This window comes from Streptomyces sp. NPDC055955 (assembly GCF_042270245.1).
Lineage (GTDB): Bacteria > Actinomycetota > Actinomycetes > Streptomycetales > Streptomycetaceae > Streptomyces.
This window is the reverse complement of record NZ_JBHJYS010000003.1, coordinates 257,015-282,921: the sequence shown is the minus strand read 5'-3', so window position 1 is coordinate 282,921 and position 25,907 is coordinate 257,015. Positions and strand designations below refer to the sequence as shown.

The 25,907-nt window shown below is 71.1% G+C and carries 19 protein-coding genes and 1 pseudogene; 12 read left to right on the top strand and 8 right to left on the bottom strand.

Going from position 1 to position 25,907, the window contains the following annotated elements; all coding sequences use genetic code 11:
* Positions 1 to 99: 99 nt before the first annotated feature.
* Positions 100 to 384, bottom strand: coding sequence for a DUF397 domain-containing protein (locus ACFC96_RS07325; RefSeq protein WP_376610753.1), 285 nt, complete (start codon positions 382 to 384; stop codon positions 100 to 102).
* Entirely contained in the window at positions 365 to 1,219 is an 855-nt protein-coding gene (locus tag ACFC96_RS07320) for a Scr1 family TA system antitoxin-like transcriptional regulator (RefSeq protein ID WP_376610751.1), read from the bottom strand. The genes ACFC96_RS07325 and ACFC96_RS07320 overlap by 20 nt, the downstream gene beginning before the upstream one ends.
* Positions 1,220 to 1,359: 140 nt before the next feature.
* Between ACFC96_RS07320 and ACFC96_RS07315 the strand changes: the two genes are divergently transcribed.
* On the top strand, positions 1,360 to 1,779 hold the full coding sequence (locus tag ACFC96_RS07315; protein ID WP_376610750.1) for an ATP-binding protein: 420 nt from the start codon (positions 1,360 to 1,362) through the stop codon (positions 1,777 to 1,779).
* Between the two features lie 259 nt (positions 1,780 to 2,038).
* Positions 2,039 to 2,881, top strand: coding sequence for a DUF3626 domain-containing protein (locus ACFC96_RS07310; RefSeq protein ID WP_376610748.1), 843 nt, complete (start codon positions 2,039 to 2,041; stop codon positions 2,879 to 2,881).
* 62 nt (positions 2,882 to 2,943) lie between these two features.
* On the opposite strand, the gene ACFC96_RS07305 is transcribed toward ACFC96_RS07310, so the two are convergent.
* The 3 genes from ACFC96_RS07305 to ACFC96_RS07295 form a co-directional block, all read right to left on the bottom strand.
* Entirely contained in the window at positions 2,944 to 3,087 is a 144-nt protein-coding gene (locus ACFC96_RS07305; protein WP_376227047.1) for a hypothetical protein, read from the bottom strand.
* A 227-nt stretch (positions 3,088 to 3,314) separates the two neighbouring features.
* Entirely contained in the window at positions 3,315 to 3,488 is a 174-nt protein-coding gene (locus ACFC96_RS07300) for a sigma-like protein (RefSeq protein ID WP_376260345.1), read from the bottom strand.
* Positions 3,489 to 3,684: 196 nt separating this feature from the next.
* Positions 3,685 to 6,687: a BTAD domain-containing putative transcriptional regulator gene (locus ACFC96_RS07295; protein ID WP_376260343.1), complete on the bottom strand. Its 3,003-nt coding sequence runs from the start codon at positions 6,685 to 6,687 to the stop codon at positions 3,685 to 3,687.
* A gap of 165 nt (positions 6,688 to 6,852) precedes the next feature.
* On the opposite strand from ACFC96_RS07295, the gene ACFC96_RS07290 reads away from it, so the two are divergent.
* The 7 genes and pseudogenes from ACFC96_RS07290 to ACFC96_RS07260 all read left to right on the top strand — a co-directional run bounded on the left by ACFC96_RS07290 (position 6,853) and on the right by ACFC96_RS07260 (position 16,503).
* Complete coding sequence (locus ACFC96_RS07290; protein ID WP_376260341.1) at positions 6,853 to 8,103, top strand: amidohydrolase family protein; 1,251 nt, start codon at positions 6,853 to 6,855, stop codon at positions 8,101 to 8,103.
* 62 nt (positions 8,104 to 8,165) lie between these two features.
* Positions 8,166 to 9,044: a TIGR03619 family F420-dependent LLM class oxidoreductase gene (locus ACFC96_RS07285; protein ID WP_376260749.1), complete on the top strand. Its 879-nt coding sequence runs from the start codon at positions 8,166 to 8,168 to the stop codon at positions 9,042 to 9,044.
* A 25-nt stretch (positions 9,045 to 9,069) separates the two neighbouring features.
* Positions 9,070 to 9,849, top strand: coding sequence for an SDR family NAD(P)-dependent oxidoreductase (locus ACFC96_RS07280; RefSeq protein ID WP_376260339.1), 780 nt, complete (start codon positions 9,070 to 9,072; stop codon positions 9,847 to 9,849).
* 143 nt (positions 9,850 to 9,992) lie between these two features.
* Positions 9,993 to 11,111 (top strand): LLM class flavin-dependent oxidoreductase, encoded by a 1,119-nt coding sequence (locus ACFC96_RS07275; RefSeq protein ID WP_116512464.1) that lies wholly within the window; start codon positions 9,993 to 9,995, stop codon positions 11,109 to 11,111.
* A 281-nt stretch (positions 11,112 to 11,392) separates the two neighbouring features.
* A pseudogene (locus ACFC96_RS07270) lies at positions 11,393 to 13,126 on the top strand (amidohydrolase family protein); the annotation flags it as partial.
* 89 nt (positions 13,127 to 13,215) lie between these two features.
* Positions 13,216 to 14,682 carry an aldehyde dehydrogenase family protein gene (locus ACFC96_RS07265; protein ID WP_376260337.1) on the top strand — a complete coding sequence of 489 codons (1,467 nt, stop codon included), beginning with the start codon at positions 13,216 to 13,218 and terminating at the stop codon, positions 14,680 to 14,682.
* A 255-nt stretch (positions 14,683 to 14,937) separates the two neighbouring features.
* Complete coding sequence (locus ACFC96_RS07260; RefSeq protein WP_376610746.1) at positions 14,938 to 16,503, top strand: APC family permease; 1,566 nt, start codon at positions 14,938 to 14,940, stop codon at positions 16,501 to 16,503.
* Between the two features lie 9 nt (positions 16,504 to 16,512).
* On the opposite strand, the gene ACFC96_RS07255 is transcribed toward ACFC96_RS07260, so the two are convergent.
* A complete protein-coding gene (locus ACFC96_RS07255) occupies positions 16,513 to 18,042 on the bottom strand; it encodes a CehA/McbA family metallohydrolase (protein WP_376610744.1) in 1,530 nt (509 codons plus the stop codon).
* Positions 18,043 to 18,208: 166 nt separating this feature from the next.
* Between ACFC96_RS07255 and ACFC96_RS07250 the strand changes: the two genes are divergently transcribed.
* Both ACFC96_RS07250 and ACFC96_RS07245 read left to right on the top strand, forming a co-directional pair.
* Positions 18,209 to 19,039 carry an LLM class F420-dependent oxidoreductase gene (locus ACFC96_RS07250; protein ID WP_376610742.1) on the top strand — a complete coding sequence of 277 codons (831 nt, stop codon included), beginning with the start codon at positions 18,209 to 18,211 and terminating at the stop codon, positions 19,037 to 19,039.
* Positions 19,040 to 19,137: 98 nt separating this feature from the next.
* Positions 19,138 to 21,735, top strand: coding sequence for a bifunctional FO biosynthesis protein CofGH (locus tag ACFC96_RS07245; protein WP_376610740.1), 2,598 nt, complete (start codon positions 19,138 to 19,140; stop codon positions 21,733 to 21,735).
* A 65-nt stretch (positions 21,736 to 21,800) separates the two neighbouring features.
* Here the strand turns inward: ACFC96_RS07245 and ACFC96_RS07240 are convergent, their stop codons facing one another.
* Together ACFC96_RS07240 and ACFC96_RS07235 are read right to left on the bottom strand one after the other, a co-directional pair.
* A complete protein-coding gene (locus tag ACFC96_RS07240; protein ID WP_376610738.1) occupies positions 21,801 to 23,231 on the bottom strand; it encodes an FG-GAP-like repeat-containing protein in 1,431 nt (476 codons plus the stop codon).
* A gap of 190 nt (positions 23,232 to 23,421) precedes the next feature.
* Positions 23,422 to 24,504, bottom strand: a complete 1,083-nt coding sequence (locus ACFC96_RS07235) for a tyrosine-protein phosphatase (protein WP_376610736.1) — start codon at positions 24,502 to 24,504, stop codon at positions 23,422 to 23,424.
* Between the two features lie 263 nt (positions 24,505 to 24,767).
* Here ACFC96_RS07235 and ACFC96_RS07230 point away from each other — a divergent pair, with 263 nt between their 5' ends.
* Positions 24,768 to 25,907, top strand: coding sequence for an ADP-ribosylglycohydrolase family protein (locus tag ACFC96_RS07230; RefSeq protein WP_376610734.1), 1,140 nt, complete (start codon positions 24,768 to 24,770; stop codon positions 25,905 to 25,907).

Sequence of the window (25,907 nt, the reverse complement as noted above, 5' to 3'; positions counted from 1 at the left end):
CAGGATGGGCAGATGGGGGCCAGGGGTGGGGCGTGTGGGGCAGGTGAGGGCGGGCGGTGCGTGGCCGAGATCTGCCGATCGCCGGCTTCTCGCTGGGGGTCAGCGCTTCAGGTCGGATACGAAGGCTGCCCAGGCGGGGGTGCGGAAGAGGAGGACGGGGCCGCCGGAGCGGGCAGTCTTCGAGTCCCGGACGGGCACGAGGGCGGGGTGGCCTTGGGCTACTTCGATGCATTCGCCGCCGGTATCGTTGCTGTGGGTGCTCTTTCGCCAGTGGGCGGCGCCGGGGAAGGCCTCGGCGATCTCGATGCAGTCACCGCCGCTGCCGTTGCTGTAGCTGCTCTTCCTCCAGCACGCGCCGCTCAAGTCAAAGTCGCTGCTTGCCATTTCGGTAGTCCTCAGCCGCTTCATCGATCAGGGCGAGGGACGCCTCCGGCGGCAGAGCGGCGGCCCTGAGCCGATCGTACGACCTGCGGTACTCCTTCACGAGAGCTGGATCATCGATGGTGTCACCGGTGTGGAGCGACTCCGTGTAGACGAGGGGCGGGGCGTCAGTAAAGGTCATGACCTTGGCGGTGCCGAGCATGAAGGGATGCGCCCCGCAATTCCACGGAAGGATCTGCGGAGTGATCCGATGCCGGTGTGCCAACGCGGCGATACGGTCCAGTTGTTCGGCCATTTCCTCGGGCGGGAGGATGGGTAGCCGCAGCAGCGATTCATGCAGGATCGCCCAGTACTCGGGTGTCGAGTGGTCGTCGTCGAAGAGCCGGGCCCGCGACAGGCGGGCGTTCACCTTGGCGTCGGTCCTCTCCTGAGGTTCGAGAGGATGCGTTGCCCGTACGACGGCACGGGCATAGGCCCCGGTCTGCAGCAGGCCGGGGATGAGGGTCGGGCACCACTCCTCGATGGCCTCCGCGTGCTTCTCCGCCTCCAGTACCTTCTCGAAGTAACTGGCATGACCGGCCCGTCGGGCCTTGCGCACCTCCTCGCAGCGCCGCCCGAAGAACCCGTCGGTCTCAAGGGCCCGGTCCACGTGTTCGGCGAGGTCACGCGGCATGCGGCGCTCGCCGCGTTCGATCTCGCTGAGGTGGCTCTGGCCGTAGAAGCTGCCCTCGACCAGCTGTTGAAGCGTGAGCCCGGCCGCCTCCCGCTTCCACCGCAACTCCTTGCCGTAGAAGCAGGGGACGCTCTCCGAGCCGTCGATGTCCTTGCGTCGCACCATGCGTTACCGCCGATTCCACAACTGCCGGGCCCAGTTCCACAGTTCGGGTCCGGGAACCCAAACCCCTTTGACGCTACGCCACCCCGCGTCACTGTGTGACTGATTCATCACGGAGTGCACTCGACAGGAAGGGCGTACGCATGCATCGCCAACCCCCCACCGCCGTCGGCGCGAAGGTAGTGGCCCCGTCTGGCCTGGAGGTCGAGTTGCTCGCCGTCCCGAAAGCCGTGCCGGAGCTGCGCCGGGCGGTGCGGGGGCACTTGGGTGTCCCGTGCCCCGAAGTGCAGCTCTGTGTCAGTGAGTTGCTGGGGAACGTGATCCGGCATGTGGGGGAGGGGACGCCGGTACGTGTGCGAGTGGCGTGGGTTGAGGGCGGCGGGATCCGGGTGGAGGTCACGGACCCCGACCCGCGCGTGCTCCCCGTGCTCCTGCACGCGACGGGGGAGGACGAGTCGGGGCGGGGCCTCCTGTTGCTCGACGCCGTGGCGCGGCGATGGGGCGTGGAACAAGGGGCGGCGTCGAAGACGGTGTGGTGTGAGGTCGGAGCGGGGGAGGCGTAGTGCTGCTTACCTTGCTGGGGCGAGTGCTCGCGTGGTTGCTGCCGGGCGGGGGAACCCGGCGCCGGGCCGTTCCGGTGCAGGGGGCGAGGTCGGTGGCGTCGCCCCCGCGTGCGCGGCCCCGCAGCCCGTACGCACGCGAGGCGGCGACGGAATGCCGAGTCGACGTGTCCGACGAACCGCTGACGCGCCCGTACTACCGCCACCACCGCGCGACGGAATCCACGTGCGCCGGTCGAGTGGGGTGGGGAACACTGCCCGGATGAGCTCCGAGGCCTTCCGGACACCGCAGGAACGGGCCCTTCGCCATGTCGCGTCAGTGGCGTCGGGCCCACCCGTTGATCCGTCGCTGCGGGTGACGCTCAACTTCCACCCGGACCGCCTGCTGCACGGCAAGCGGATCCTGGACGCACTGGCCGACGACGGCCTCTACCGTTCACAGTTCGTCACGGGCACGAGCAACGGCGGCCTGACCGCGCATCCCGGTGGGGACCGGTGGCGCTGGGAGAGCCGGATCTTCGACGGTTCGTACGACGAGGCGCCGGCTCAAGAGCGGCCGGTCTACGGGGCGTTGAACTTCCGTCGTAAGGCGGTCGGAGGGGCGCCGCGGTTCGGGTCGGCCCATTTCCGGCTGAGGGCCGAGACGGTGAGGCGGACGACGTTCTGCTACCCGGACAGTTTCCTTGAGCCGTCCGACTTCGGTGTCGCCGACCGCATGGGGCTCATCGAACTCGCCCTGGCGGACAGCCGGGACGACCTGGACGACTACGTCGAGGCCCAGGTGCACGGGCCGGTCCGGCTGAACCGCCATGTGGAGGCCGTGGTCCTGGACCCGTGCTACCGCGACTCCCCGGTCGAGGCCGCGGCGCTGCGGCTCGGCTGCCCGGTGGAGTGGCACGGCGGCTTCCGGCTCGGGGTCGAGGAACTCCGCCTCCACCCGGACTACCGAGGCCAGGAGTACGTCGAACTGGCCGCGCGGATCGCCGTGGGCGGCATGCTCGATCCCCGAATCGTCGGAGACGCGGCCCGCGCCGGCCGCCATGACCCGCAGTCGGTCAAGAAGGTGTGGCACTACCTGGCGCGCTTCGGGGCGCCCCGCGCTTAGGGGTGCGGGTACGACGACGGGGCCGAGCGCGGCGAGCTCGGCCCCGTCGAGGAGGTGCTGCATCAGGGCATGTGGCTGTCCTGCGGCGCGACCGGCATGTGGCTGTCCAGCGGCACGAACGTCGCGTGGCTGTCCTGCGGAGACACGGGCTGGTGGTTGTCCGCCAGGGCCGGTGCGGCCGCGCCGGCTGCGACGCCGACGACCATGGCAGCGGTGACGAGGATCCTCTGGTGCGCGTCATGGCAACTCCTGTGCTGTGAGTGGCCATTCGGACATCAAGTGACGCTAGTGGCGAGAGATGGATATGCGATGAAAGCGAATGGTTTCTGCCAGAGTTTGGCCTGAGCAAGTCGTTCGCCTCGCCCGGACATGACTCGGCCGCGACGGCTCCCCCTCCGCGCCGCCGCGGCCGATCCCCGTCGGGAAGAAAGTCTTAGGCGTCCTTGGGAGGCGCGGGCGCGTGGTTGTCCATCGTGGTGATGGTGTCGTCGGCCGGCGGCGCGGGCGCGTGGTTGTCCATCGTGGTGATGGTGTCGTCAGCCGGCGGCGCGGGCGCGTGGTTGTCCATCGTGGTGATGTCTTCCAGCTTCTTCTCTGCCTTGCTCATTGCCATGAACCCCTTCTAACGCGACCGGATGACAGAACCCTTGTCCGGCAACTCCCCCGAGGGTTGCCGGACAAGGGTCGTAGTGGGCGCTCACCTGCGAGGCAAGCCCCGGCGATCCGTCTGCCCCCCGACGCGGCGGATCGATGACCTAAGCATGTCAGGCAGCTATAAACGTTCAATGAACGCCCCAGCAGTCTCAGACCGCGGGAGTCGGGGAGAGCAGGCCCCGGACTTCGTCGGCCTGGGCGCCGGCGCCTGTCGCTTCGTACAGGGAAAGAGCCTCGCGCCAACAGACACGTGCGCGGTCCACCTGACCGACGCTGACGAGGGATCGCCCAAGCGTGGTGAGGATGCCGGCGCGTGAGCGGTCGCCCCCCACAAAGCCCGTGGCGAGCGCCTGTTCGGCGTGCTGAGCGGCCGAGGTGGGACGCTTCGCTGCGAGGTGTGCCTGAGCAATCCGGAAGTGAGTGGTGCCTTCCCAGAGTCGCTGACGGTTCTTAGTGAAGATCTGAAGTGCCTCAGCAAGCTCGTCCAGGGCATCGGAGGACCGGCCTGCCTGGATCAGGGCAATGCCCAGCGCGTATCGGGCATTCGCCAACCGCAGAGTGCGCCCAATGCGGTTGTAGATCTCCACGCCCTCACGGGCAAGGGAGATTGCATGGGTCGAGTCCCCCATGGAGGCCCGAAGGCGCGAGAGATTGCAGACGGCGCTGGCTTCTGCAGGGAGGTTGCCGTCGGAGCGGGAGCCGTCGATTGCCTTGCGGAGATGATCTTCGGCCTCGGTGTGCTTCCCTTGGATGAAAGCGATGATCCCGCGATCGTTGCTGGACCAGTAGAGAGGCGCGACGTCGTCGGCTGCCGCGGCAAACAGTGCCGCTTGACGTGCCTCGTCGTCCGCCTCCTCGTAACGGCCCGCTGTGAGATGGACGTTGGTGAGCGTCGTTCGAGCCCGTCCCTCTGCTCGTGCATCGTCGGCAGCAGTTGCGGCTTGCCTGGCTGCATGAGCGGCTGACTCGTACTGCTTGGCATTCGCGCCGGACTCCGCCAAGTCTTTGGCCGCCCACAGGAGGTCCACGGCCTGACGGAGTGTGGTGCCTCCTGACGCCTGTCGAGCGCATGCCAGCAGGGAGTTGGCCTCGGTATACAACCAGTCGAGGGCGTCATGGCGGTCGTGGAACTCGAGGCCTGCATAGCGAGTGGGCGCCAAGTGATCCACGACGCGATCCCCCGGCCGCTCGATCGCATAAACCCTGGCCGCCGTGGCCAGATAGAAGTCCAGCAGCCGGGACATGGCCGCCTCCCGCTCCTGCGGAGGCAGCTCGTCGCGTTCCGCGCACGCACGCGCGTAGAGGCGGACCAGGTCGTGGTAGCGGTAGCGGCCGGGGGCCGCCGATTCCAGCAGGGACGTGTCGACCAGCGACTCCAGGAGGTCCTCCGTCGGCTCGACCGGGAGGTCCAGGACCGCCGCCGCCGCTGCGAGGGAGATGTCCGGGCCGTCCGCGAGGCCCAGGAGGCGGAACGCGCGGGCCTGGGCCGGCTCCAGCTGGCCGTAGCCCAGCTCGAACGTCGCCTTGACCGCCAGGTCGCCCGCCTGGAGTTCGTCCAGGCGGCGGCGCTCGTCCGCGAGCTTCGCCGCCAGGACCGACACCGTCCAGGTGCGGCGGGCCGCGAGGCGCGACGCCGCGATGCGGATGGCGAGGGGCAGGAAGCCGCAGGCGGCGACCACGTCGAGGGCCGCCTCCCGCTCGGAGGCGACCCTCTCCGCGCCCACGATCTTCGTGAAGAGCTGGAGCGCTTCCTCCGGCGACATCACGTCGAGGTCCACGAGATGGGCGCCCACCAGGTCGACCATGCGGACGCGGCCCGTGATGAGCGCGGCGCAGCCCTCCGTGCCGGGGAGCAGGGGGCGGACCTGGGCGGCGTCGCGGGCGTTGTCCAGGAGGATCAGGACGCGGCGGCCGTCGAGCGTGGAACGGTAGAGCGCCGAGCGTTCTTCCAGGGAGTCGGGGATCGCCGAGTCGGCCGTGCCGAGCGCGCGCAGGAACGAGCCGAGGACCGTCTCCGGTTCCGCCGCGCGCGGGCCCGCGCCCTGGAGGTCGACGTAGAGCTGGCCGTCGGGGAAGGACGGGCGGGCGGCGTGGGCCACGTGGACGGCGAGTGTCGTCTTTCCTACGCCGCCGATCCCGGCGACCGCGGAGACGGCCATGACCTGGCCCTCCCCGTCGGGGGAGGACGCGGAGGCCAGGATGTCGCGCAGTTCGGTCACGAATGAGGCGCGTCCCGTGAAGTCCGGCACCGTGGCCGGGAGCTGCGCGGGGCGAAGGGGGCTCGCCGAAGGTTCCGCCGTCGGGGCGGACGGTTCCGCGAGCGCCGGGTCCGCCTGGAGGATGCGCTGCTGGAGTTCGGCGAGGCCGGGGCGCGGGTCGACACCGAGTTCGTCGGCGAGGAGGCGGCGCGTGTCGGCGTAGACGGCGAGGGCCTCGGCCTGGCGGCCGGAGCGGTAGAGGGCCAGCATGAGGAGCTCGCGCAGGCGTTCGCGCAGGGGGTGCGCGGCGGTGAGGGCGGTGAGTTCGGAGACCGCCTCCGCGTGGCAGCCCTGCTCCAGGTCCATGTCGAGGCGGGACTCGAGCAGGCCGAGGCGCCATTCCTCCAGGCGGGCGCGCTGGGTCTCGGCGTACGGGCCGGGGACGTTCGCGAGAGGTTCGCCGTCCCACAGGGCCAGTGCCCTGTTGCAGAGTTCGCGGGCCTTGCACAGGTCGCCGGAGCCGCGGGCCTTCTCGGCGTCCGCGCGGAGCGCCTCCGCCGCGGTCAGGTCGAGTGCGTCGCCGCTGACGGCGCGGATCGCGTAGCCGCCGGACTCGCTGACGAGGACGCCGGGGTCGAGGATCTTGCGCAGTCGGGAGGCGTACGTACGGACGGCGGCGAGGGCCTGCGACGGGGGTTCGTCGCCCCACAGGGCGTCGATCAGCTCGGCGGCGGTCGCGGTGCGTCCCTCGCGCAGCAGGAGCGCCGCGAGCAGGGCGCGCTGCTGGGGGGAGCCCGTGGTCAGGAGCTCGTCGCCGCGCCAGGCGCGCACCGGGCCGAGCACGCCGAAGCGCAGGCCCGCCGGGACCTCCGTGGCCTCGGGCAGCTCAGTGCTCCCGGTGCTTTCGGTGGTTCCGGCGTACCGCTGCTCCGGTACTCGCGGTACACCGTCCATCGCTGCCCCCTGCCGCACGCGTCGGATCCAAAGACGACGAGGCCAGTTTGCCTTGTTCATGGCGGATGCGTCAGCCACGCGAGACAGCCATCACAGACACCTCACCTCATGTCCCCGCCGTCCAGAGAGCTGACGGGTCGTCAGATCAGCGCTACCGTGGTCGACATGGAGACCAAGGAGACCAAGGAGAGCCCCCGGGGCTTCCCCCGGATCATTTCGGTGGACGACCACACCGTGGAACCGCCCGGCGTCTGGCAGGACCGCCTCCCGGCCAAGTACCGGGACGAGGGTCCGCGCATCGTGCGCGCGCCCCTGAAGGAAATGACGTTCCTGGGCGGCAAGTTCGCGCCGGTCATGGGCGCGCCGGGGGACGACGGGCCGATAGGTGACTGGTGGGTCTACGAGGACCTGCACCGGCCCCTCACCCGCCTCGACACCGCGGTCGGCTACGACCGTGACGAGATCAAGCTCGAGGTCATCACGTACGAGCAGATGCGTCCGGGCTCGTACGACGTGCCGGCCCGGCTCGCCGACATGGACGTCAACCACGTCCAGTCCGCGCTCTGCTTCCCCACCTTCCCGCGCTTTTGCGGGCAGACGTTCACCGAGGCCAAGAACCGTGAACTCGGACTGCTCGGCGTGCGCGCGTACAACGACTGGATGGTGGAGGAGTGGTGCGGGCCGCAGGCCCAGGGGCGGCTCATACCGCTCACCCTCGTCCCGCTGTGGGACGCCGAGCTCGCCGCGGCGGAGGTGCGGCGCAACGCCGCCCGGGGCGTGCGTGCCGTCGCCTTCTCCGAGATACCGCCGCACCTGGGCCTGCCGTCCGTCCACACGGACGAGTGGGACCCCTTCCTGCGGGCCTGCGACGAGACCGGCACCGTGATCGCGATGCACATCGGGTCGTCCAGCAGGATGCCGTCGACCTCGCCCGACGCGCCGCCCGCCGTCGGCTCGACCATCACCTTCGCCAACTGCTGCTTCTCGATGGTCGACTGGCTGATGAGCGGCAAGTTCGAGCGCTTCCCGAACCTGAGGATCATGTATGCCGAGGGCCAGATCGGCTGGATCCCGTACATCCTGGAGCGCGCGGACGTCGTCTGGGAGGAGAACCGCGGCTGGGGCGGCGTCGCCGACAAGGTCCGCAAGCCGCCTTCCGAGTACTTCGCCGACCACGTCTACGGCTGCTTCTTCGACGACGCGTTCGGGCTCAGGAACCTCGACGCGATCGGCGTCGCGAACGTGCTCTACGAGACCGACTACCCGCACTCCGACTCGACCTGGCCGAAGTCCAAGGAGGTCGGAGAGGGGCAGATGGGGCACCTGGACGCGGATGTCGTCGAGCGCATCGTGCGCGGCAACGCCATCGACCTGCTGGGGCTGACCGACGACGGACTCTGGGCGGGGCAGCGGTGAGCGGCCGGGCGCCGGGGCGTCTGGTCTACGGCATCCAGCTCCCGATCCAGTCCCAGTCCACGATGTACGCGGAGAGCTGGGAGGCCGGGGCCGGCGCCGCCGACCTCGCCGAGATCGCCCGCACCGCCGACCGCACCGGCTTCGACTACATCGCCTGCTGCGACCACGTCGCCATCCCGCGCCGCCTCGCCGACGCGATGAGCACCACCTGGTACGACCCGGTGGCCACGCTCGCGTACCTCGCGGGCATCACGGAGAACGTGCGCCTCATGAGCCACGTCGCGATCGTCGGCCTGCGCCATCCGCTGGCCACCGCCAAGCAGTACGCCACTCTCGACCACCTCTGCGGGGGCCGGCTGATCCTCGGCGTGGGGGCGGGTCACGTACCGGAGGAGTTCGAGGCGCTCGGGGTCGACTTCGCGCGGCGCGGGGCCGTGCTCGACGAGGCCCTGGACGCGCTGAGGGCGGCGCTCGGGCCGCAGGAGTATCCGTCGTTCAAGGGGGAGCGGTACTCCTTCGAGGGGCTCGGGCAGCGGCCGCGCCCCGCGCAGAGCCGGGTCCCCCTGTGGGTGGGCGGTTCCTCGGCCCCGGCGGTGCGCCGCGCCGCGGTGAAGGGGGACGGATGGCTGCCGCAGGGGGACAGCCGCGAGCAGCTGCCGGGCCGGATAGCGAAGCTGAAGCGGCTGCGGGAGGAGGCGGGCGTCGAGGCTCCCGTCACCGTGGGCGCGATCGCCGAGCCTCTGTACGTGGGCGTACCCGCGTGGCACGTCGGGCGGCGCACCCTGTCCGGCGCCCCGCAGGCCCTCGCCGAGTCGCTGCGCGCGTACGGCGCGATGGGCGTGGACCAGATCCAGGTCCGGTTCCGCTCCCGGAGCCTGGGCGAACTCACCGACCAGATGGCGGCGTTCGCCGCCGACGTCGCTCCGCACCTGAACGACTAGGACCTCACAGACCAGGAGTACCGGCATGGGCAAGCTGGACGGGCGCGTCGTCGTCATCACGGGCGCGGCGCGCGGGCAGGGCGAGCAGGAGGCGCGGCTGTTCGCCGCGGAGGGCGCCAAGGTGGTGCTGGGGGATGTCCTCGACGACCAGGGCGAGGCGCTCGCCAAGGAGATGGGCGGGCTCTACGTCCATCTGGACGTGAGCCGCGAGGACGACTGGGCGGCCGCCGTCGCCGCCGCGAAGAAGGCGTACGGGAAGATCGACGGGCTCGTGAACAACGCGGGGATCCTGCGGTTCAACGAGCTGGTCAGCACACCCCTGGACGAGTTCCAGCAGATCATCCAGGTCAACCAGGTGGGTGCCTTCCTCGGGATCAAGACCGTCGCGCCCGAGATCGAGGCGGCCGGCGGGGGCACGATCGTGAACACGGCCTCCTACACGGGGGTGACGGGCATGGCGTACGTCGGCGCGTACACCGCCACCAAGCACGCGATCGTGGGGCTGACGAAGGTGGCGGCCCTCGAGCTGGCCGGGAAGAAGATCCGCGTGAACGCGGTGTGCCCCGGCGCCATCGACACCGCCATGAGCAATCCCTCGCAGCTTGACCCGGGCGCGGACACCGAGGAGGCCTCGCAGGCGCTCGACGAGCTGTACCGCAAGCTCGTGCCGCTGGGGCGGGTCGGGCAGCCCGAGGAGGTGGCGCGGCTCGCGCTGTTCCTGACCTCGCAGGAGGACTCCGCGTACATCACGGGCCAGCCGTTCGTCATCGACGGCGGGTGGCTGGCGGGCGTCAGCGTGCTGTGATCCCATGATCTGACGCTGTATCAGGTATTGACGCTGTACGGGTGCGGTGAAACAGTCGGCACATCGAATCTGACGGTACGTCAGAAAGGGCGCAGGAGCTTCTGACGCAGCCGCCGGTCACAGACAGGGGACGGTGAACCTCCTTGGAATTCGGGCTCTTTGTACAGGGATATGTGGGCAAGCGGGCCGAGACCGACCCGCTCGCCGAGCACAAGGCGCTGATGGAGGAGACCGAGTACGTCATCCAGGCGGACAAGTCGGGCTTCAAGTACGCCTGGGCGTCCGAGCACCACTTCCTGGAGGAGTACTCGCACCTCTCCGCCAACGACGTCTTCCTCGGCTACCTCGCGCACGCCACCGAACGCATCCACCTCGGTTCCGGGATCTTCAACCCGCTCGCCCAGGTCAACCACCCGGTGAAGGTCGCCGAGAAGGTCGCCATGCTCGACCATCTCAGCGAGGGGCGGCACGAGTTCGGCAGCGGGCGCGGCGCGGGGAGCCACGAGATTCTCGGCTTCATCCCCGGCGTCACCGACATGAACTACACGAAGGAGATCTGGGAAGAGACCATCGCCGAGTTCCCGAAGATGTGGCTCCAGGAGGAGTACGTCGGGTTCAAGGGCAAGCACTGGCAGCTCCCGCCGCGCAAGATCTTCCCCAAGCCGTACGGGAAGGCGCACCCCGCCATGTGGTACGCGGCCGGCTCCCCGCCCTCGTACGCGATGGCCGCCAGGAAGGGTCTCGGCGTCCTGGGCTTCAGCGTCCAGAAGGTCTCCGACATGGAGTGGGTGCTCGACCAGTACAAGTCGAACATCGGCAAGGCGGAGCCCGTCGGGGCGTTCGTCAACGACAACGTCATGGTGACCTCGACCGCGATCTGCGCGCCGACCCACGCGGAGGCCGTGCGGATCGCCGCGACCGGCGGGCTGCACTACCTCCAGTCGCTCGTCTTCCGCTACCACGACACGTTCCCGCGCCCCGAGGGCTTCCCCGTGTGGCCCGAGACGCTGCCCGAGTTCAACGAGGAGATCATCGAACTCCTCATCGCCGAGGAGCTGCTGATCTGCGGCGACCCGGACGAGGTGCTCACACAGTGCAAGCGGTGGGAGCAGGCGGGCGCCGACCAGCTGTCGTTCGGCATGCCGATCGGCATCTCCAAGGAGGACACGCTCCAGTCGATCAAGCTGATCGGCGAGCACGTCATCCCGAAGATCGACACGGATCCGGTGCACCGGACCACGCGTTTCCGTGAGGCCGTCTGATCCGGCCGGTCACCCATGGACCGCCCCGGCCCCTCCCTTCCCGGACGGGGGCCGGGGCCCCCTGGGGTCACGGGTGCACGGGGGACCGACGCGGAGCTGTGCCCCGGACCCCCTGTCGCCCTTCGGGCTCGTCCTCAAACGCCGGACGGGCTGGACGGACGCCCGGATCCTCGGACGCGCCGACGGGCCGGATGGGCGTCCCGAATGCTCAGACGTGTGGACCGGCGGGACCGGTGCCCGCGCATCCGCCACCACTCACCCTTCAGGAGGGGGACGACCTCGTGCTCGACCACCTGATCAAAGGAGCGACCGTAGTCGACGGGACGGGAGCCCCCGCCTACGTCGCCGACGTGGGGATACGCGATGGGCGTATCGCCGTCATCGCGGAGCCGGGCGTCGTGACCGAGCCCGCCGCGAGCAGCGAGGACGCGCACGGGCGGATCCTCGCCCCCGGCTTCGTCGACCCGCACACCCACTACGACGCCCAGCTGTTCTGGGACCCGTACGCGACGCCGTCCCTGAACCATGGCGTGACGACCGTCGCGGGCGGCAACTGCGGCTTCACGCTCGCCCCGCTGCACCCGGAGCGGCCCGAGGACGCCGACTACACGCGCCGGATGATGTCCAAGGTCGAGGGCATGTCGCTGGTCGCGCTGGAGGAGGGCGCGCCCTGGACGTGGAACTCGTTCGGTGAGTATCTGGACGCCCTCGACGGGCGGATCGCCGTCAACGCGGGCTTCATGGTCGGGCACTGCGCGCTGCGCCGGTACGTGATGGGCGCGGACGCGGTCGGCGGGCAGCCGACGCCCGAGCAGCTGGAGCAGATGCTCGCCCTGTTCCACGAGGCGATGGACGCGGGAGCCTGGGGCTTCTCGACCACGCAGTCCTCGACGCACTCGGACGGCGACGGGCAGCCGGTCGCCTCGCGGCACGCGCGGCCCGAGGAGCTGCTCGCGCTCAGCCGCGCCGTCGCCGAGCACGAGGGCACGCAGATCGAGGCGATCGTGGCCGGGTGCCTCGACCAGTTCAGCGACGACGAGATCGACCTGTTCGTCGAGATGAGCGCGGCCGCCGGGCGGCCCCTGAACTGGAACGTCCTCACCATCGACGCGGCCGTCCCCGAGCGGGTGCCGCGCCAGCTGATCCCCAGCGAGCGGGCCCGCAAGGCCGGCGGCCGGATCGTCGCGCTCACCATGCCGATCCTGACCCCCATGAACATGTCGCTCGGCACGTTCTGCGCCCTCAACCTCATCCCCGGCTGGGGCGAGGTGCTGTCCCTGCCCGTCGACGAGCGGATCGCGAAGCTGCGCGACCCGGACGTGCGAGCACAGATGCTGCGGCGCGCGGACAGCAAGGAGGCCGGCGTCTTCCGGCGGCTCGCCCACTTCGGGCGGTACGTCATCGGGGACACGTACGCGGAGGCGAACGAGGGCCTGACCGGGCGCGTGGTGAACGACATCGCGGCCGAGCGCGGCCAGGAACCCTTCGAGTGCATCGTCGAGATCTGCGCCAACGACCGCCTGCGGACGGTCCTTTGGCCCATGCCCAGCGACAACGACCCGGATTCGTGGGCCCTGCGCGCCGAGACCTGGCGCCACGAGGACGTGCTCCTCGGCGGGTCCGACGCGGGCGCTCACCTGGACCGGATGTGCGGGGCACCGTACACGACGCGCTTCCTCGGGGACTGTCTGCGGGGGCGGAAGCTGGCCGGGATCGAGGAGGCGGTGAAGATGCTCACCGACGATCCGGCGCGGCTGTTCGGGCTGCGGGAGCGCGGCCGGATCGAGGAGGGCTGGCACGCGGACCTCGTCCTGTTCGACCCGGAGCGGATCGACGCGGGCAAGGCCACTCTCGTCCACGACCTGCCCGGCGACAGCCCGCGCCTGGACTCGAAGGCGATCGGCGTCAACGCCGTGTGGGTCAACGGCGTCGAGGTCATCCGCGAGGACGTCGTGACGGGGGCCGTGCCCGGCACCGTGCTGCGGTCCGGACGTGACACCAGGACGGTGAGCACGCTGGATCTTCCCGGGGGGCAGCCCCCGGACCCCCGGCCGGACGACAGGGCGGTCCGGGGCACGGCGAGTGGGACCTCGGGCGGCACCGAATGACGGACGCGCAGAGGCTGTTCATCGGCGGCGAGTGGACCGAGCCGGACGGCGGGCACTACGAGGTCGTCGACCCCGCGTCGGAGGAGGTCGTCGGGCTCGCCCCCGAGGCGTCCGGCGCGCAGGTCCACGACGCGGCGTCGGCGGCCCGCGAGGCCTTCGCCTCGTGGTCGCGTACGAAGCCGCAGGAGCGCGCCGCGATCCTCGACCGGGCCGCCGACGTGATGCAGCGTGACTTCGCGGCGAACGCGGAGCTCGCGCAGGCGGAGAGCGGCGCGACGAGCGGGACCGCGCGCGGGATGCAGGTCGCGGTGGGGGTGGCGCGGTTCCGCCGCTACGCGCAGGGCGCGCTCGAACCGGTCGAGCAGGGGCTGCCGCCGCAGATCAACGAGGCGGGCCCCATGGGGAAGGCGGGCGTGCTCGGGGCGCTCGCCGTACGGCAGCCCGTCGGCGTCGTCGCCTGCATCACGTCGTACAACAACCCGTGGGCGAACCCGGCCGGCAAGGTCGCCCCCGCGCTCGCCATGGGGAACACGGTCGTCGTGAAGCCCGCCCCGCAGGACCCGCTGTCGGTGTACCGGATGGCGGCCGCTCTGGAGGAGGCGGGGGCGCCGCCCGGTGTGGTGAACGTGGTCAGCGGGACGGCTGTGGGCGTGGGCGAGGCGGCCGTCGACTCCCGGGACGTCGACATGGTCAGCTTCACCGGCTCCACCGCGGTCGGGCGGCGCATCGGCGAGGCGTGCGGGCGCGGCATGAAGCGGCAGCTGATGGAGCTGGGCGGCAAGGGCGCGGCGCTCGTCTTCGACGACCTGGACGAGGCGGGCCTCGCCTCGGCGGTCTCGGGGATCGGCACGACGTACGCCTTCTACAGCGGGCAGATCTGTACGGCGCCGACACGGGTGATCGCGCAGCGCGGGGTGTACGACGCGCTCGTCTCGAAGCTGGCCGAGTACGTCGGCTACATGAAGGTGGGCGATCCGAGGGCGCGGGGGACGGTCGTCGGGCCGGTGATCTCCGCGGCGCACCGCGACCGCGTCGAGTCGTACGTCGAGCTGGGCCGCAAGGAGGGGGCGCGGATCGTCGCGGGCGGCGAACGGCCGGCTCTCGACAAGGGCTTCTACGTCGCCCCGACGCTCCTCGCGGACTGCACGAACGACATGCGGGTCGTGCGGGAGGAGATCTTCGGCCCGGTCGTGGTGGTCGTGCCCTTCGACGACGAGGAGGAGGGGGTGGCCCTCGCCAACGACAGCGAGTACGGGCTCATCGACTACGTGTGGTCGGGGGACGTGGCGCGGGCGTTCCGGGTGGCGCGGCGGCTGCGGGCCGGCGGGGTCGGCGTGAACACGGTCGGCCGGAACATGGAGGCGCCGTTCGGCGGCTTCAAGCAGAGCGGGGTGGGCCGGGACGTGGGCTCGTACGCGCTGCACGCCTACAGCGAGCTCCAGTCGATCGTGTGGCAGGGGTGAGGGCAGGAGGGGGCTGCGGGTCCGGCGGGGTAACCCCCGGAAACATCACACGGAAAATTTTGAACCCGGCAAATCGGGCGCTGCTGCGATTACCGAATATCGGACGTCGTCGGTAATTCCTTCCGATGAATGGGGTTAACCTGAAGGTGCCTTGAGGGTGTGGGATGGTTACGTGAATCGGCCATCGATTCAAAGGTGGCCGGTTTCGCCTCATGTCCCCCTTATGCGGAAACCGCAGCATTTAACGTCCTGTTCATGACTGAGCTGGACGCGCGGCCGACACGGGCTGCCCACGACACGGCAGGCGGCGCCCCCGACGGGGGCGTCCGCAGCAAGGGCCTCGGCGGGAACTCCGTCGGGCTGGTCGGCAGCGCGGTCATCGGTATCTCGACCGTGGCGCCCGTCTACTGCCTGACCTCGACGCTCGGCTCCACGGCCGGTGAGGTCGGCCTCCAGATGCCCGCCGTGTTCCTGGCCGGCTTCCTGCCGATGCTGCTCGTCGCCTTCGCCTACCGCGAGCTGAACAAGGCCATGCCTGACTGCGGCACGTCCTTCACCTGGACCGTGAAGGCCTTCGGCCCGCGCGTGGGCTGGATGTGCGGCTGGGGCCTCGTCATCGCGACGATCATCGTGCTGTCCAACCTGGCCGGCGTCGCGACGTCCTACTTCTGGCTCCTCGCGGGCGAGATCACCGGCAACGGGTCCATCGGCGCCCTGGACGACAACAAGGCCGTCCACATCGTCACCTGTCTCGCCCTGATCGCCGCCGCGACCGCGATCAGCTACCGCGGCATGACGGCGACGAAGGGTGTCCAGTTCACCCTGGTCGGCCTCCAGCTCGTCGTGCTCGCCGTGTTCGTCGTGATGGCCGTCGCCAAGGCGGGATCGATGGACTTCCCCACGTCCGTGCCGTTCTCCTGGACGTGGCTCGACCCGTTCTCGGTGAAGTCGTTCGGCGCGTTCACCGCGGGCCTGTCCCTGTCGATCTTCATGTACTGGGGCTGGGACACCTGCCTCACCGCGAACGAGGAGACCATCGGCAGCGACAAGACGCCCGGCCGCGCCGCCCTCATCGCGATGGTCGTCCTCGTCGGCTCCTACCTCGCCACCGGCGTCGCCGCCCAGATGGTCGTCGGCTCCGGCGGCAAGGGCCTCGGCCTCGCCAACCCCGCGACGTCCGACAACGTCTTCGCCGCCCTCGCCGGCCCTGTCATGGGCCCGACCCTCGGCATCCTGCTCTTCGTCGCCGTCCTCGCCTCGGCCGCGGCCAGCCTGCAGACCACGTTCATCCCGGTCGCCCGCACGGTCCTCGCCATGGCCACGTACGAGGCGCTGCCCGCCTCCTACGCCCGCGTCCACCCGCGCTTCAAGACCCCGGGCCGCGCCACGGTCACCGCGGGCGTCTCCACCGGCGTGTTCTACACGGTCATGACGCTGGTCTCCGAGCACGTCCTCGTCGACACGATCTACGCGCTCGGCCTCATGATCTGCTTCTACTACGCGCTCACGGCGTTCGCCTGCGCCTGGTACTTCCGCTCCGAGCTGCTGCGCTCGCCCCGGGACTTCTTCTTCAAGGCCCTCTTCCCGGTCCTCGGCGGCGTCCTGCTGTCCGCCGTGTTCGTGAAGACCCTCGTCGACATGTGGAACCCGGCGTACGGCAGCGGCTCCTCCGTTCTCGGCGTCGGCTCCGTCTTCGTGATCGGCGTCGGCCTGCTGCTCGTCGGCTTCGTGATCATGCTCGTGATGGGGCGGCGCAGCCCGGCGTTCTTCCGCGGCGAGGTGCTGACGCGGGAGACGCCGGTGCTGGTCGTCGAGGACTGACGACAGGCCCTACGCGCCGAGGAACACCGGGTTCGTGAACGCCGTGAGCGCCCCCGGCAGGCCCGGGACCGTCGGTGCGTGCCGGACCTCGGCCCGGACATAGGCCGCGTACGACGCCGTCGTGCGCCACTCGGCCGTGCCCGCCCCGGACTCGGGGAGCGCCGGCGCGGTGAACAGCGTGCCCTGGTCCGTGACCAGGTGGAGCGTGCAGCCCGGGGCGCCCTTGACCTCCAGGCGGACGGTGACCGGCGCGTCGGGGTCCACGCGGAGGCGCTCGCCGATGCCCGCGTGCTCGCCGCGCGAACCGGACGCCGTGAACGCCAGCTCCACGGACTTCGACTCGGCGACGTAACTGCGGCCCGCCCTGATGCCCGCCTGGACGGCCTCCCGGGTCAGGTCGTCGGCGAGGACCACCGTCTGCGGGCCGCCGATGCGGTCCGGGTCGCGGTGGGCGTCGCTGTTGCCCATCGCGGGGATCCACTCACGCGAACCCCGTACGGACGCCACCAGCGTGTTGTCCCAGTCGGCCAGGGAGATCTCGTCGTCCGCGGTGTACGGGCCGTTCCACACCTCGACGGCGTCCGCCTCGCCGAAGCCGAACTTCCAGTTGCAGCCGATGCAGGTGGCGTGCGGATGCGCCGGCACGACCAGGCCGCCGGCCCGGCGGACCTCGCGCGCGTACGCGCCGAAGCGGTTGTCGCGGGCCCGGTAGCGCCAGTCGACGAACGTGCCCGGGTCCGTGCCGAGCGCCACCACGTGCCCGTTACGGGTCGTGATCTCCTCGCCCAGCATGATGAGCAGGTCGTCGCCCGCCTGGTCGGCCCAGTGGGCGTGCGACGAGTGCGTGTTGTGGTCGGAGGAGTTGATGAAGTCCAGGCCCGCCTCGCGCGCGAGCGCCGCGATCTCGGCGGGTGTGCGCCTGCCGTCCGAGAACCACGAGTGGATGTGGCAGTCCCCGCGGTACCAGGCGCGGCCCCGGCCCTTGGCGCGCGAGGGCGGGTACACCGCGCGAGGGGTCTGCCCCTGCTCGCCGTACGTGAGCGTGACGGTCAGCTCGTACGGGAGGCCCTCGGGGGCCACCGTGTACGGGCCGAGCGCGATGTGCCAGGTGCCCGCGCGGACCGGCCCCGGGATGTAGCCCGGCGTCGCGTCGTCCGCCCGTACGAAGAACTCGGTGCGCGCGCCGCCCGACCAGCCGCGGAAGCCCTTCCCGCCGAGTTCGGTGCCCCGCTCGTCGAACACCCCGATGTCCAGGGCGTTGTTCTGCGTGCCGGCCGGGACGGTCGCCTTCGTGTAGGCGTACGCGACGTGGATCTCGCGTACCCCGCGCGGCACCTCGACCGGCACGTACACGAAGTCGGGCGCGCCGGGCGGCAGCGTCCCCTTCACGGTCCGCGTCGTCCGTGTTCCGTCCGCCGGTGTGCGGCCGTCGGCCGCGCTCGCGAAGCTCACACTGCTCAACGTAAGCGCGGTGGCCGCTCCCGTCACGAACAGCGCGCGTCTGCCCATGCCGGTCGTGGTGTGGTCGTCCTCGCACATGCTGCGGCTCCCAGGGTCCTGTGACGTTCCGTCTGTGACGTGGGTGATGCATGCAACTCTGGTATTGAGCCGTGAACTCCCCTGTAAGGGAAGGGGATCGGAGTCTTACGTCTGTCCGCCCGGGGAGTCCATGGACTCCTGAGGGGCGGGCAGGTAGGAATGCCGCATGCGGATCTCGACCACGATCTTCCTGACCGACGAGACCATCACGCCCGTGCGGCTCGCGCGTGAGCTGGAGCGACGCGGGTTCGCCGGGCTGTATCTGCCCGAGCACACACACATCCCGGTGGAGCGGGCGACGCCGTATCCGGCCGGGGGTGAGCTGCCCGCCGAGTACGGCCGCACCCTCGACCCGTTCGTCGCGCTCGGGCAGGCCGCCGCCGTCACCGAGCGGCTCGGCCTCGGCACCGGCATCACGCTGATCGCCCAGCACGACCCCATCGGCCTGGCGAAGCAGATCGCCACCCTCGACCACCTCTCCGGCGGCCGTTTCACACTCGGCCTCGGCTTCGGCTGGAACGTCGAGGAGGCCGCCGACCACGGCGTCGAATGGCGCACGCGGCGCGAGCTCGGCCGGGAGCGCATGGGCCTCATGCGGGCCCTGTGGGCGCAGGAACCGACCGCGTACGAGGGTGAGTTCGGGGTGTCGGTGCGGGCCAGCCACGCCTACCCGAAACCGGTGGGGGGCGCGCCCCGCACGCTGATCGGGGGAGCGGCCGGCCCGAAGCTGTTCGCGCACATCACCGAGTACGCCGACGGCTGGATGCCGATCGGCGGGCGCGGTCTGACCGAGTCGATGCCCGTGCTGCGGGCCGGCTGGGAGGAGGCGGGCCGCGACCCGGCGGACCTGCACGTCGTGCCGTTCGCGGTCCTGCCGAGCCCGGGCAAGCTCGCGCACTACGCGGAGCTCGGCATCGACGAGGTCGTCCTCCAACTGCCCCCGGCGGACGAGACATCGGTCCTCAAGGTCCTCGACGAGTACGAGCAGTACCTGTAGGGGCGGCGCCGGGCGCAGGTGAAACGTGTACGTCGCGTGATCCCGCGCACGTCAGCGCGGCGCAGACGCCGTCGGCGGGCGCTCGTATCCTCGGGAGCATGACTGATCCGGAGGCTGTACGACCCACTGCCAACGCGATGCGCCGCGCGTTGAAGCGGTCCCGCGACGGCGTTGCCCTCGACACGGCCGAGGCGGCGGTCCTGCTCCAGGCCCGCGGCGACGACCTGCGGGACCTGACGGCGTCCGCCGCGCGCGTGCGCGACGCGGGCCTGAAGGCCGCGGGCCGCCCGGGCGTCATCACGTACTCGAAGAAGGTCTTCATCCCGCTGACCCGGCTGTGCCGGGACAAGTGCCACTACTGCACGTTCGTGACCGTCCCCGGCAAGCTGCGCCGGGACGGTCACGGGATGTACCTGTCACCGGACGAGGTCCTCGACATCGCCCGCCGCGGCGCCGAGACGGGCTGCAAGGAAGCGCTGTTCACACTCGGCGACCGGCCCGAGGACCGCTGGCCCGAGGCCCGCGAGTGGCTGGACGCGCACGGGTACGACGACACGCTCGCCTATGTGCGCGCCATGGCGATCCGGGTCCTGGAGGAGACGGGGCTGCTCCCGCACCTCAACCCCGGCGTCATGACCTGGACCGATCTCCAGCGCCTCAAGCCGGTCGCGCCGTCCATGGGCATGATGCTGGAGACGACGGCGACGCGCCTGTGGTCCGAGCCGGGCGGCCCGCACCACGGCTCGCCCGACAAGGAACCCGCTGTCCGGCTGCGGGTCCTCGAGGACGCGGGCCGGTCGAACGTCCCGTTCACCACCGGCATCCTCATCGGCATCGGCGAGTCCTACGAGGAGCGCGCCGACTCCCTCTTCCAGCTGCGCCGCATCCAGCGCAGCTACCACGGCATCCAGGAAGTCATCGTCCAGAACTTCCGGGCCAAGCCGGACACGGCGATGCGCGGCATGCCGGACGCCGAGCTGGAGGAACTCGCCGCGTGCATCGCGGTCGCCCGCCACATCCTCGGCCCCTCCGCCCGCATCCAGGCCCCGCCGAACCTGGTCGACGAGGAGTACGCGCTCCTGATCGGCGCCGGTATCGACGACTGGGGCGGGGTGTCGCCGCTGACCCCGGACCACGTGAACCCCGAGCGCCCCTGGCCGCACATCGACGAACTCGCCGCGAAGACGGGCGAGGCGGGCTTCGAGCTGCGCGAACGCCTGACGATCTACCCGGAGTTCATCGAGCGCGGCGAGCCGTGGCTCGACCCGCGTCTGCTGCCGCACGTACGGGCCCTCGCCCTGGCCGACACCGGCCTCGCCGACGAGGACGCGCGCCCCGGGGGCCTGCCCTGGCAGGAGCCCGACGAGGGGTTCACCGCCACCGGTCGCACGGACCTGCACCGCACCATCGACACGACGGGCCGCACGTCCGACCGGCGCGACGACTTCGACGACGTGTACGGCGACTGGGAGGCGCTGCGCGAGCAGGCCGCGCCCGGCATGGTCCCGCAGCGCATCGACGGCGACGTGCGCGCCGCGCTGGCGACGGCGGCCGACGACCCGACGAAGCTCACCGACGACGAGGCGCTCGCCCTGCTGCACGCGGACGGCCCGGCGCTCGACGCCCTGTGCCGCGTCGCGGACGACATCCGCAAGACGGTGAACGGCGACGACGTCACGTACATCGTCACGAGGAACATCAACTTCACGAACGTCTGCTACACCGGCTGCCGTTTCTGCGCCTTCGCGCAGCGCCGCACGGACGCGGACGCGTACACGCTCTCGCTCTCCCAGGTCGCCGACCGGGCCGAGCAGGCGTGGGACGTGGGCGCGGTCGAGGTGTGCATGCAGGGCGGCATCCACCCCGACCTGCCGGGCACGGCCTACTTCGACATCGCGAAGGCGGTGAAGGAGCGCGTCCCCGGCATGCACGTGCACGCGTTCTCCCCGATGGAGGTGGTGAACGGCGCGACGCGCACGGGCATGTCGATCCGGGACTGGCTCACCGCGGCGAAGGAGGCCGGCCTCGACTCCATCCCCGGCACGGCGGCCGAGATCCTCGACGACGAGGTCCGCTGGGTCCTCACCAAGGGCAAGCTGCCCACGGCGACGTGGACGGAGGTCATCACGACGGCCCACGAGCTGGGCATCCGCTCGTCGTCGACGATGATGTACGGGCATGTGGACCAGCCCCGCCACTGGCTCGGCCACTTCCGCACGCTGGCCTCGATCCAGCAGGCCGCACTCGCCAAGAACGTGGACGGCTTCACGGAGTTCGTGACGCTCCCGTTCATCCACACCAACGCGCCCGTCTATCTGGCGGGCATCGCGCGGCCGGGCCCGACGACCCGCGACAACCGGGCCGTCACCGCCATGGCCCGCATCCTCCTGCACCCGCACATCCCCAACATCCAGACGAGCTGGGTGAAGCTGGGCACGCAGGGCGCCGCGGAGATGCTGCGCTCGGGGGCGAACGACCTGGGCGGCACGCTGATGGAGGAGACCATCTCCCGTATGGCGGGCTCCGGTTACGGCTCGTACCGCTCAATCAAGGACCTCGTCACGATCGCGGAGGAGGCGGGCCGCCCGGCGAAGCCGCGCACGACGCTGTACGGGGAGGTCTCCGAGGAGCGGCAGCGCGCGGCGACGGCCTCGGACGGACACCTGCCGGAACTGCTGCCGGTACTGGGGGACTGAGCCGCGTCACGCGCGACGGGGGTGGGGGTGAACCCGCCGGGCTCACCCCCACCCCCGTCGGCCGGTCAGTGACCGATGAGGTCCTGCCCCAACTGGGCGTTCTTCTCGGGGACATGGACGGCGGCGGCACCGAACGACGTGATGCCGCTCGTGGTGAGCCCGCCGGTGGCCCCGCGCAGCACCCAGGCGGCGCCGGAGTCGGTGTACGTGCCGTCCTCCAGGGGAGCGGTGGCGGTCAGGTCGGCCTTGCCGTCGCCGTTCAGGTCGGACAGGAGAACCTTCTGGCCGAAGCCGTCGCCCTTCTCCGAGGCGCCGGGCACCGCGGTCGTGGACTGGTTGAAGGCCTGCGAGCCCGTGCCGGACAGGCCGCCGCGGCCGCCCTTGAGCAGGACGACGCTGCCGGCGCCCTTGATGGTGCCGATGGCCTCGCCGGGCACGCCGACGGCGATGTCGGCGTAGCCGTCGCCGTTCACGTCACCGGCGGAGAGGTCGGTGCCGAACATGTCGCCGCTCTCGCCCACCCCGGGCACGCCGGCCGTGTCCTGCGTGATGGTCTTCGTGCGGGTCGTGGACGGCCCGTCCGCGGTCCCGTACATGACGAGGACGGTGCCCTTCTCGTACGGGATGTCCTCGTAGTTGTCGCCGATGTCGTGGACGACGAGGTCGCCGTACCCGTCACCGTCCACGTCACCGACGGTGCCGCGGAACGACGACGTCAGCGACTTCGCGGTGTGGCTGACACCGGACTTGCCGCCCTTCCAGAACTTGCTGGCGTACGCCGACTCCTCGAAGCCGTGGCTCGTCACGATGTCGTCGGCGCCGTCCCCGGTCATGTCGCCGACGACGAGGTCGGCGGGCCCGAAGGTCTGGCTGGTGGCGATGGAGTCCTGGCTCGCCGGCTTGCCGCTCGCGCGGTCGAAGGGGCCGTAGGAGATCGTCATCCCGGCGACGTCGTCGTCCGGGTCGTCGCTGCGCGGGTAGTCGTCGGTGACGAGGTCGCGGTGCCCGTCGCCGTTGAAGTCGCCGACGGCGAACATCCCGGTCGACGTGGGCAGCGCGACACTGCCCTGGCCGCTCAGCCCGGTGGCCGAACCCCACAGCACGACGCTCGGCGCGCCGCCGAGGCCGGCGACGACGAGGTCGGTGTACGAGTCCCCGTCGAGGTCCCCGCTGGTGACGCGCTCCCCGAAGTAGCCGCCCTCCTCGGCGGCCCCGGGTATCCCGGTGGTGGAGCGGGTCAGGACCTTGGCGTGGGCGATGTCCGGCCCGTTCTTCCCGCCGTAGACCACGGAGACGGCCCCGGCGTTCCCCTTGCCGGACACGGTCGCGCCCGGCGCCCCGAGCACGAGGTCCTGGTATCCGTCGTGGTTGAAGTCGGTGGCGGGGACGCGGGGCGGAACGGGGGTGGCAGCGGCGGCGGTACCGGCGGCGGATACGAGGCCGAACGGCATGGCGAGCGCGGTGACGGCGAGGGCTGTGACGAGAGTGCGGCGCACTGTTCCTCTCCTTCTTGGTGTCCTGTGGGGGTGTTCGTGGTTACGAGAAGAAAGACGGGCCACCGAAGGGAAACGTTGTACGCGCCCAGGAGGACGTACGTCCCAAGCCTGTAACAGGCCTCAACAGGGCATGCTGAGGCCCTCGTTCGGGACGCGTGTGCCGAACGAGGGCCTGAGCAGCGGGAGTCGGTCAGCCGACCAGCAGGTCCTCGCGCAGGTCGCGCACGTCGCGGTGGCTGAGGCCGAGCGCCTTGTCCAGGTAACGGTCGAACGTGCCGTAGCGGCTCGTCACCTCCTGGAAGCCCGAGTTCAGGTACTCGGGGCGGACGTCCAGCATCGGCTTGTACACGGCGGCCTGCGCGGGCGGCATCGCGGCGAGCGTCGCCGCGTTCTCCTTCGCGCGGTACGTGTTGCTGGCCAGGTAGTCGTCCATCACCGTCTCGCGCGGCACACCGAGCGCGGTCAGGAGCGTGGCGTTCGCCCAGCCCGTGCGGTCCTTGCCGGCCGTGCAGTGGAACAGCGCGTTCGCGCCGTCGGCGTCCGCGATGCCGTGCAGGACCGTGGTGTAGGCCTGCTGCGCGGTCGGCGCGGAAACCATGGTCCTCTCCGCGTCCACCATCAGCTGGGCGGATGCCTCGGGCGACGCGGGGAGGCCGGACAGGCCCCCGAGGTCGCCGAGGACGTCGGCGACGACGTAACGGGAGCCGGCGGGGACGCGGTCGGGCGCGGAGGCGCGCTCCTGCTGCGTCCGCAGGTCGTAGTCCACGGAGATGCCGAGGCGCTTCAGCTTCGCCAGGTCCCTGTCCGTGAGCTTGTCCAGGGACGCGGTGCGGTAGATCTCGCCCATCCGCACCCAGTGTCCGTCGCTGGTGCGGTAGCCGCCCGCGTCACGGAAGTTGACCGCGCCGTCGAGGCGTATCTCGCGGTCGGCGAGGTGCAGGCCCTGGCCCCGGTCGGGCACCAGGTCGAACCACTGGCGGTCGGCGGCGGGCAGGCCGCGCACGGTGACCTTGCCGGACGAGCCGCCGGACGCGACGGTGCGGCCGCCCGCGCGGACCGCCACGTGCCGGACACCCGGCGCCGTCCACTCGACCGTGTACGAGGAGCCGTCCTCGGCCGCCGTCACCGTCGCCGCCGTGAACGGGATGCGGGGGTGCGACGTGTGCCCGTGCGAGGAGGGGGAGGCGTGCGCGGCGGCGGGTGCGGCCAGGCCCACGAGGAGGGCGGCGGCCAGGGCGTACGAGGAGGCCCTGACACGAGTCATCTGCGTCATGGTGCGGATGTTCCGGGTGTCCGGCGATGTGTGAGCCAACACTCGGTGAACGGCGCGCGTCGGACGGCCGTCGAGCGGCGGCGCGCCGCAGGTCCCCGGGCCGTGCCCGGGGACATCGTCCGGTTTGCGGAAGAAAAGTGGGTGAATTGCTCTCAAGGGCGACTTCGCCTGCGCCGCTTCGGCTCTCAACCGCGTACGCCCCGTCGATTACAGTGCTGCGCAGTCGTCGCACGCGTAACGAGACCCGGAGGGGAGAGCTCCCCGTGGCAGCCCCACTGACCCCCAAGCAGGGGGGACCCTCATCGGCCGTATGGGGCCGCGCCGAGCAGCAGGATTTCCGCAGCCGGGTCCGCGGCACGCTCATCGGGGCCGCGCTCGGCGACGCCCTCGGGGCGCCGCTCGCCGAGCTCTCCCTCGAGGAGGTCAGGGCCGCGCACGGTCCGCAGGGACTGACCGACCTCGCTCCCGCCCACGGGCGCCGCGGCGCCGTCACCGCCGCGACCCAGCAGACGCTCTTCACGGTGGACGGCCTGATAAGGGCGCAGGTGCGGCGCGACACGGGCGCCTGGCATCCCCCGACCGACGTGCACCGCGCCTACCTCCGCTGGGCGGCGACCCAGCGTGACTGGGGCCCGGACGAGCGGCGCAAGGAGGACGGCTGGCTGGCCCGCGAGGAGTGGCTGTACTCGCGCCGCGGCCCGTCCCGCGACTGCCTCCTCGGACTCGGCAACGACGTCATGGGAACCCTGGACAAGCCGAAGAACGTGGCCGCCGCCGGGTCCGCGGCGGCCGCCCGCTCGGCCCCGTTCGGGCTGCTCGTCGGCTGGGAGCCGCAGCTCGTCTTCCAGCTCGCCGCCGAGTGCGCGGTCCAGACGCACGGAGCCCCCGCGGCCTACCTCACCGCGGGTGCGTACGCGGTCGTGGTGCACGGACTCGCGCGCGGCGAGAGCCTGGACGGCGCCGTGCAGCGCACCCTCGTCCTGCTGGCCGCGCGCCCGGGGCACCAGCCGGTCACGGACGCGCTCAAGCACGCGCTCGGCGCGGTCCGCCAGGGCATGCCGTCGGCCGCCCGCGTCGACGAACTCGTGGGTGACGGGCTCGCGGAGGGCGTGCTCGCCGTGGCGGTGTACTGCGCCCTGGTGGGCGAGGACATACGGCACGGACTGTGTCTCGCGGTGAACCACGGCGGCCCGTCCGAGGCGACCGGCGCGCTGTGCGGGGGCCTGCTCGGCGCGCTGCACGGGGAGACCGCGCTGCCGCCGGGCTGGGTGACCGAGCTGGAGGGCCGCCCCACGGTCCTGGAGCTCGCCGACGACTTCGCGATGGAGATGACGCAGGGGCCCGCCCTGCACAGCCCCGCGGCCTCGTCGCCGGGATGGCTGGCCCGCTACCCGCGGGCGTGA

Coding starts and splice junctions, on each gene's coding strand:
- ACFC96_RS07325 (WP_376610753.1), bottom strand. CDS start 384: ATGGCAAGCAGCGACTTTGACTTGAGCGGCGCGTGCTGGAGGAAGAGC.
- ACFC96_RS07320 (WP_376610751.1), bottom strand. CDS start 1,219: ATGGTGCGACGCAAGGACATCGACGGCTCGGAGAGCGTCCCCTGCTTC.
- ACFC96_RS07315 (WP_376610750.1), top strand. CDS start 1,360: ATGCATCGCCAACCCCCCACCGCCGTCGGCGCGAAGGTAGTGGCCCCG.
- ACFC96_RS07310 (WP_376610748.1), top strand. CDS start 2,039: ATGAGCTCCGAGGCCTTCCGGACACCGCAGGAACGGGCCCTTCGCCAT.
- ACFC96_RS07305 (WP_376227047.1), bottom strand. CDS start 3,087: ATGGTCGTCGGCGTCGCAGCCGGCGCGGCCGCACCGGCCCTGGCGGAC.
- ACFC96_RS07300 (WP_376260345.1), bottom strand. CDS start 3,488: ATGAGCAAGGCAGAGAAGAAGCTGGAAGACATCACCACGATGGACAAC.
- ACFC96_RS07295 (WP_376260343.1), bottom strand. CDS start 6,687: ATGGACGGTGTACCGCGAGTACCGGAGCAGCGGTACGCCGGAACCACC.
- ACFC96_RS07290 (WP_376260341.1), top strand. CDS start 6,853: ATGGAGACCAAGGAGACCAAGGAGAGCCCCCGGGGCTTCCCCCGGATC.
- ACFC96_RS07285 (WP_376260749.1), top strand. CDS start 8,166: ATGTACGCGGAGAGCTGGGAGGCCGGGGCCGGCGCCGCCGACCTCGCC.
- ACFC96_RS07280 (WP_376260339.1), top strand. CDS start 9,070: ATGGGCAAGCTGGACGGGCGCGTCGTCGTCATCACGGGCGCGGCGCGC.
- ACFC96_RS07265 (WP_376260337.1), top strand. CDS start 13,216: ATGACGGACGCGCAGAGGCTGTTCATCGGCGGCGAGTGGACCGAGCCG.
- ACFC96_RS07260 (WP_376610746.1), top strand. CDS start 14,938: ATGACTGAGCTGGACGCGCGGCCGACACGGGCTGCCCACGACACGGCA.
- ACFC96_RS07255 (WP_376610744.1), bottom strand. CDS start 18,042: ATGTGCGAGGACGACCACACCACGACCGGCATGGGCAGACGCGCGCTG.
- ACFC96_RS07250 (WP_376610742.1), top strand. CDS start 18,209: ATGCGGATCTCGACCACGATCTTCCTGACCGACGAGACCATCACGCCC.
- ACFC96_RS07245 (WP_376610740.1), top strand. CDS start 19,138: ATGACTGATCCGGAGGCTGTACGACCCACTGCCAACGCGATGCGCCGC.
- ACFC96_RS07235 (WP_376610736.1), bottom strand. CDS start 24,504: ATGACGCAGATGACTCGTGTCAGGGCCTCCTCGTACGCCCTGGCCGCC.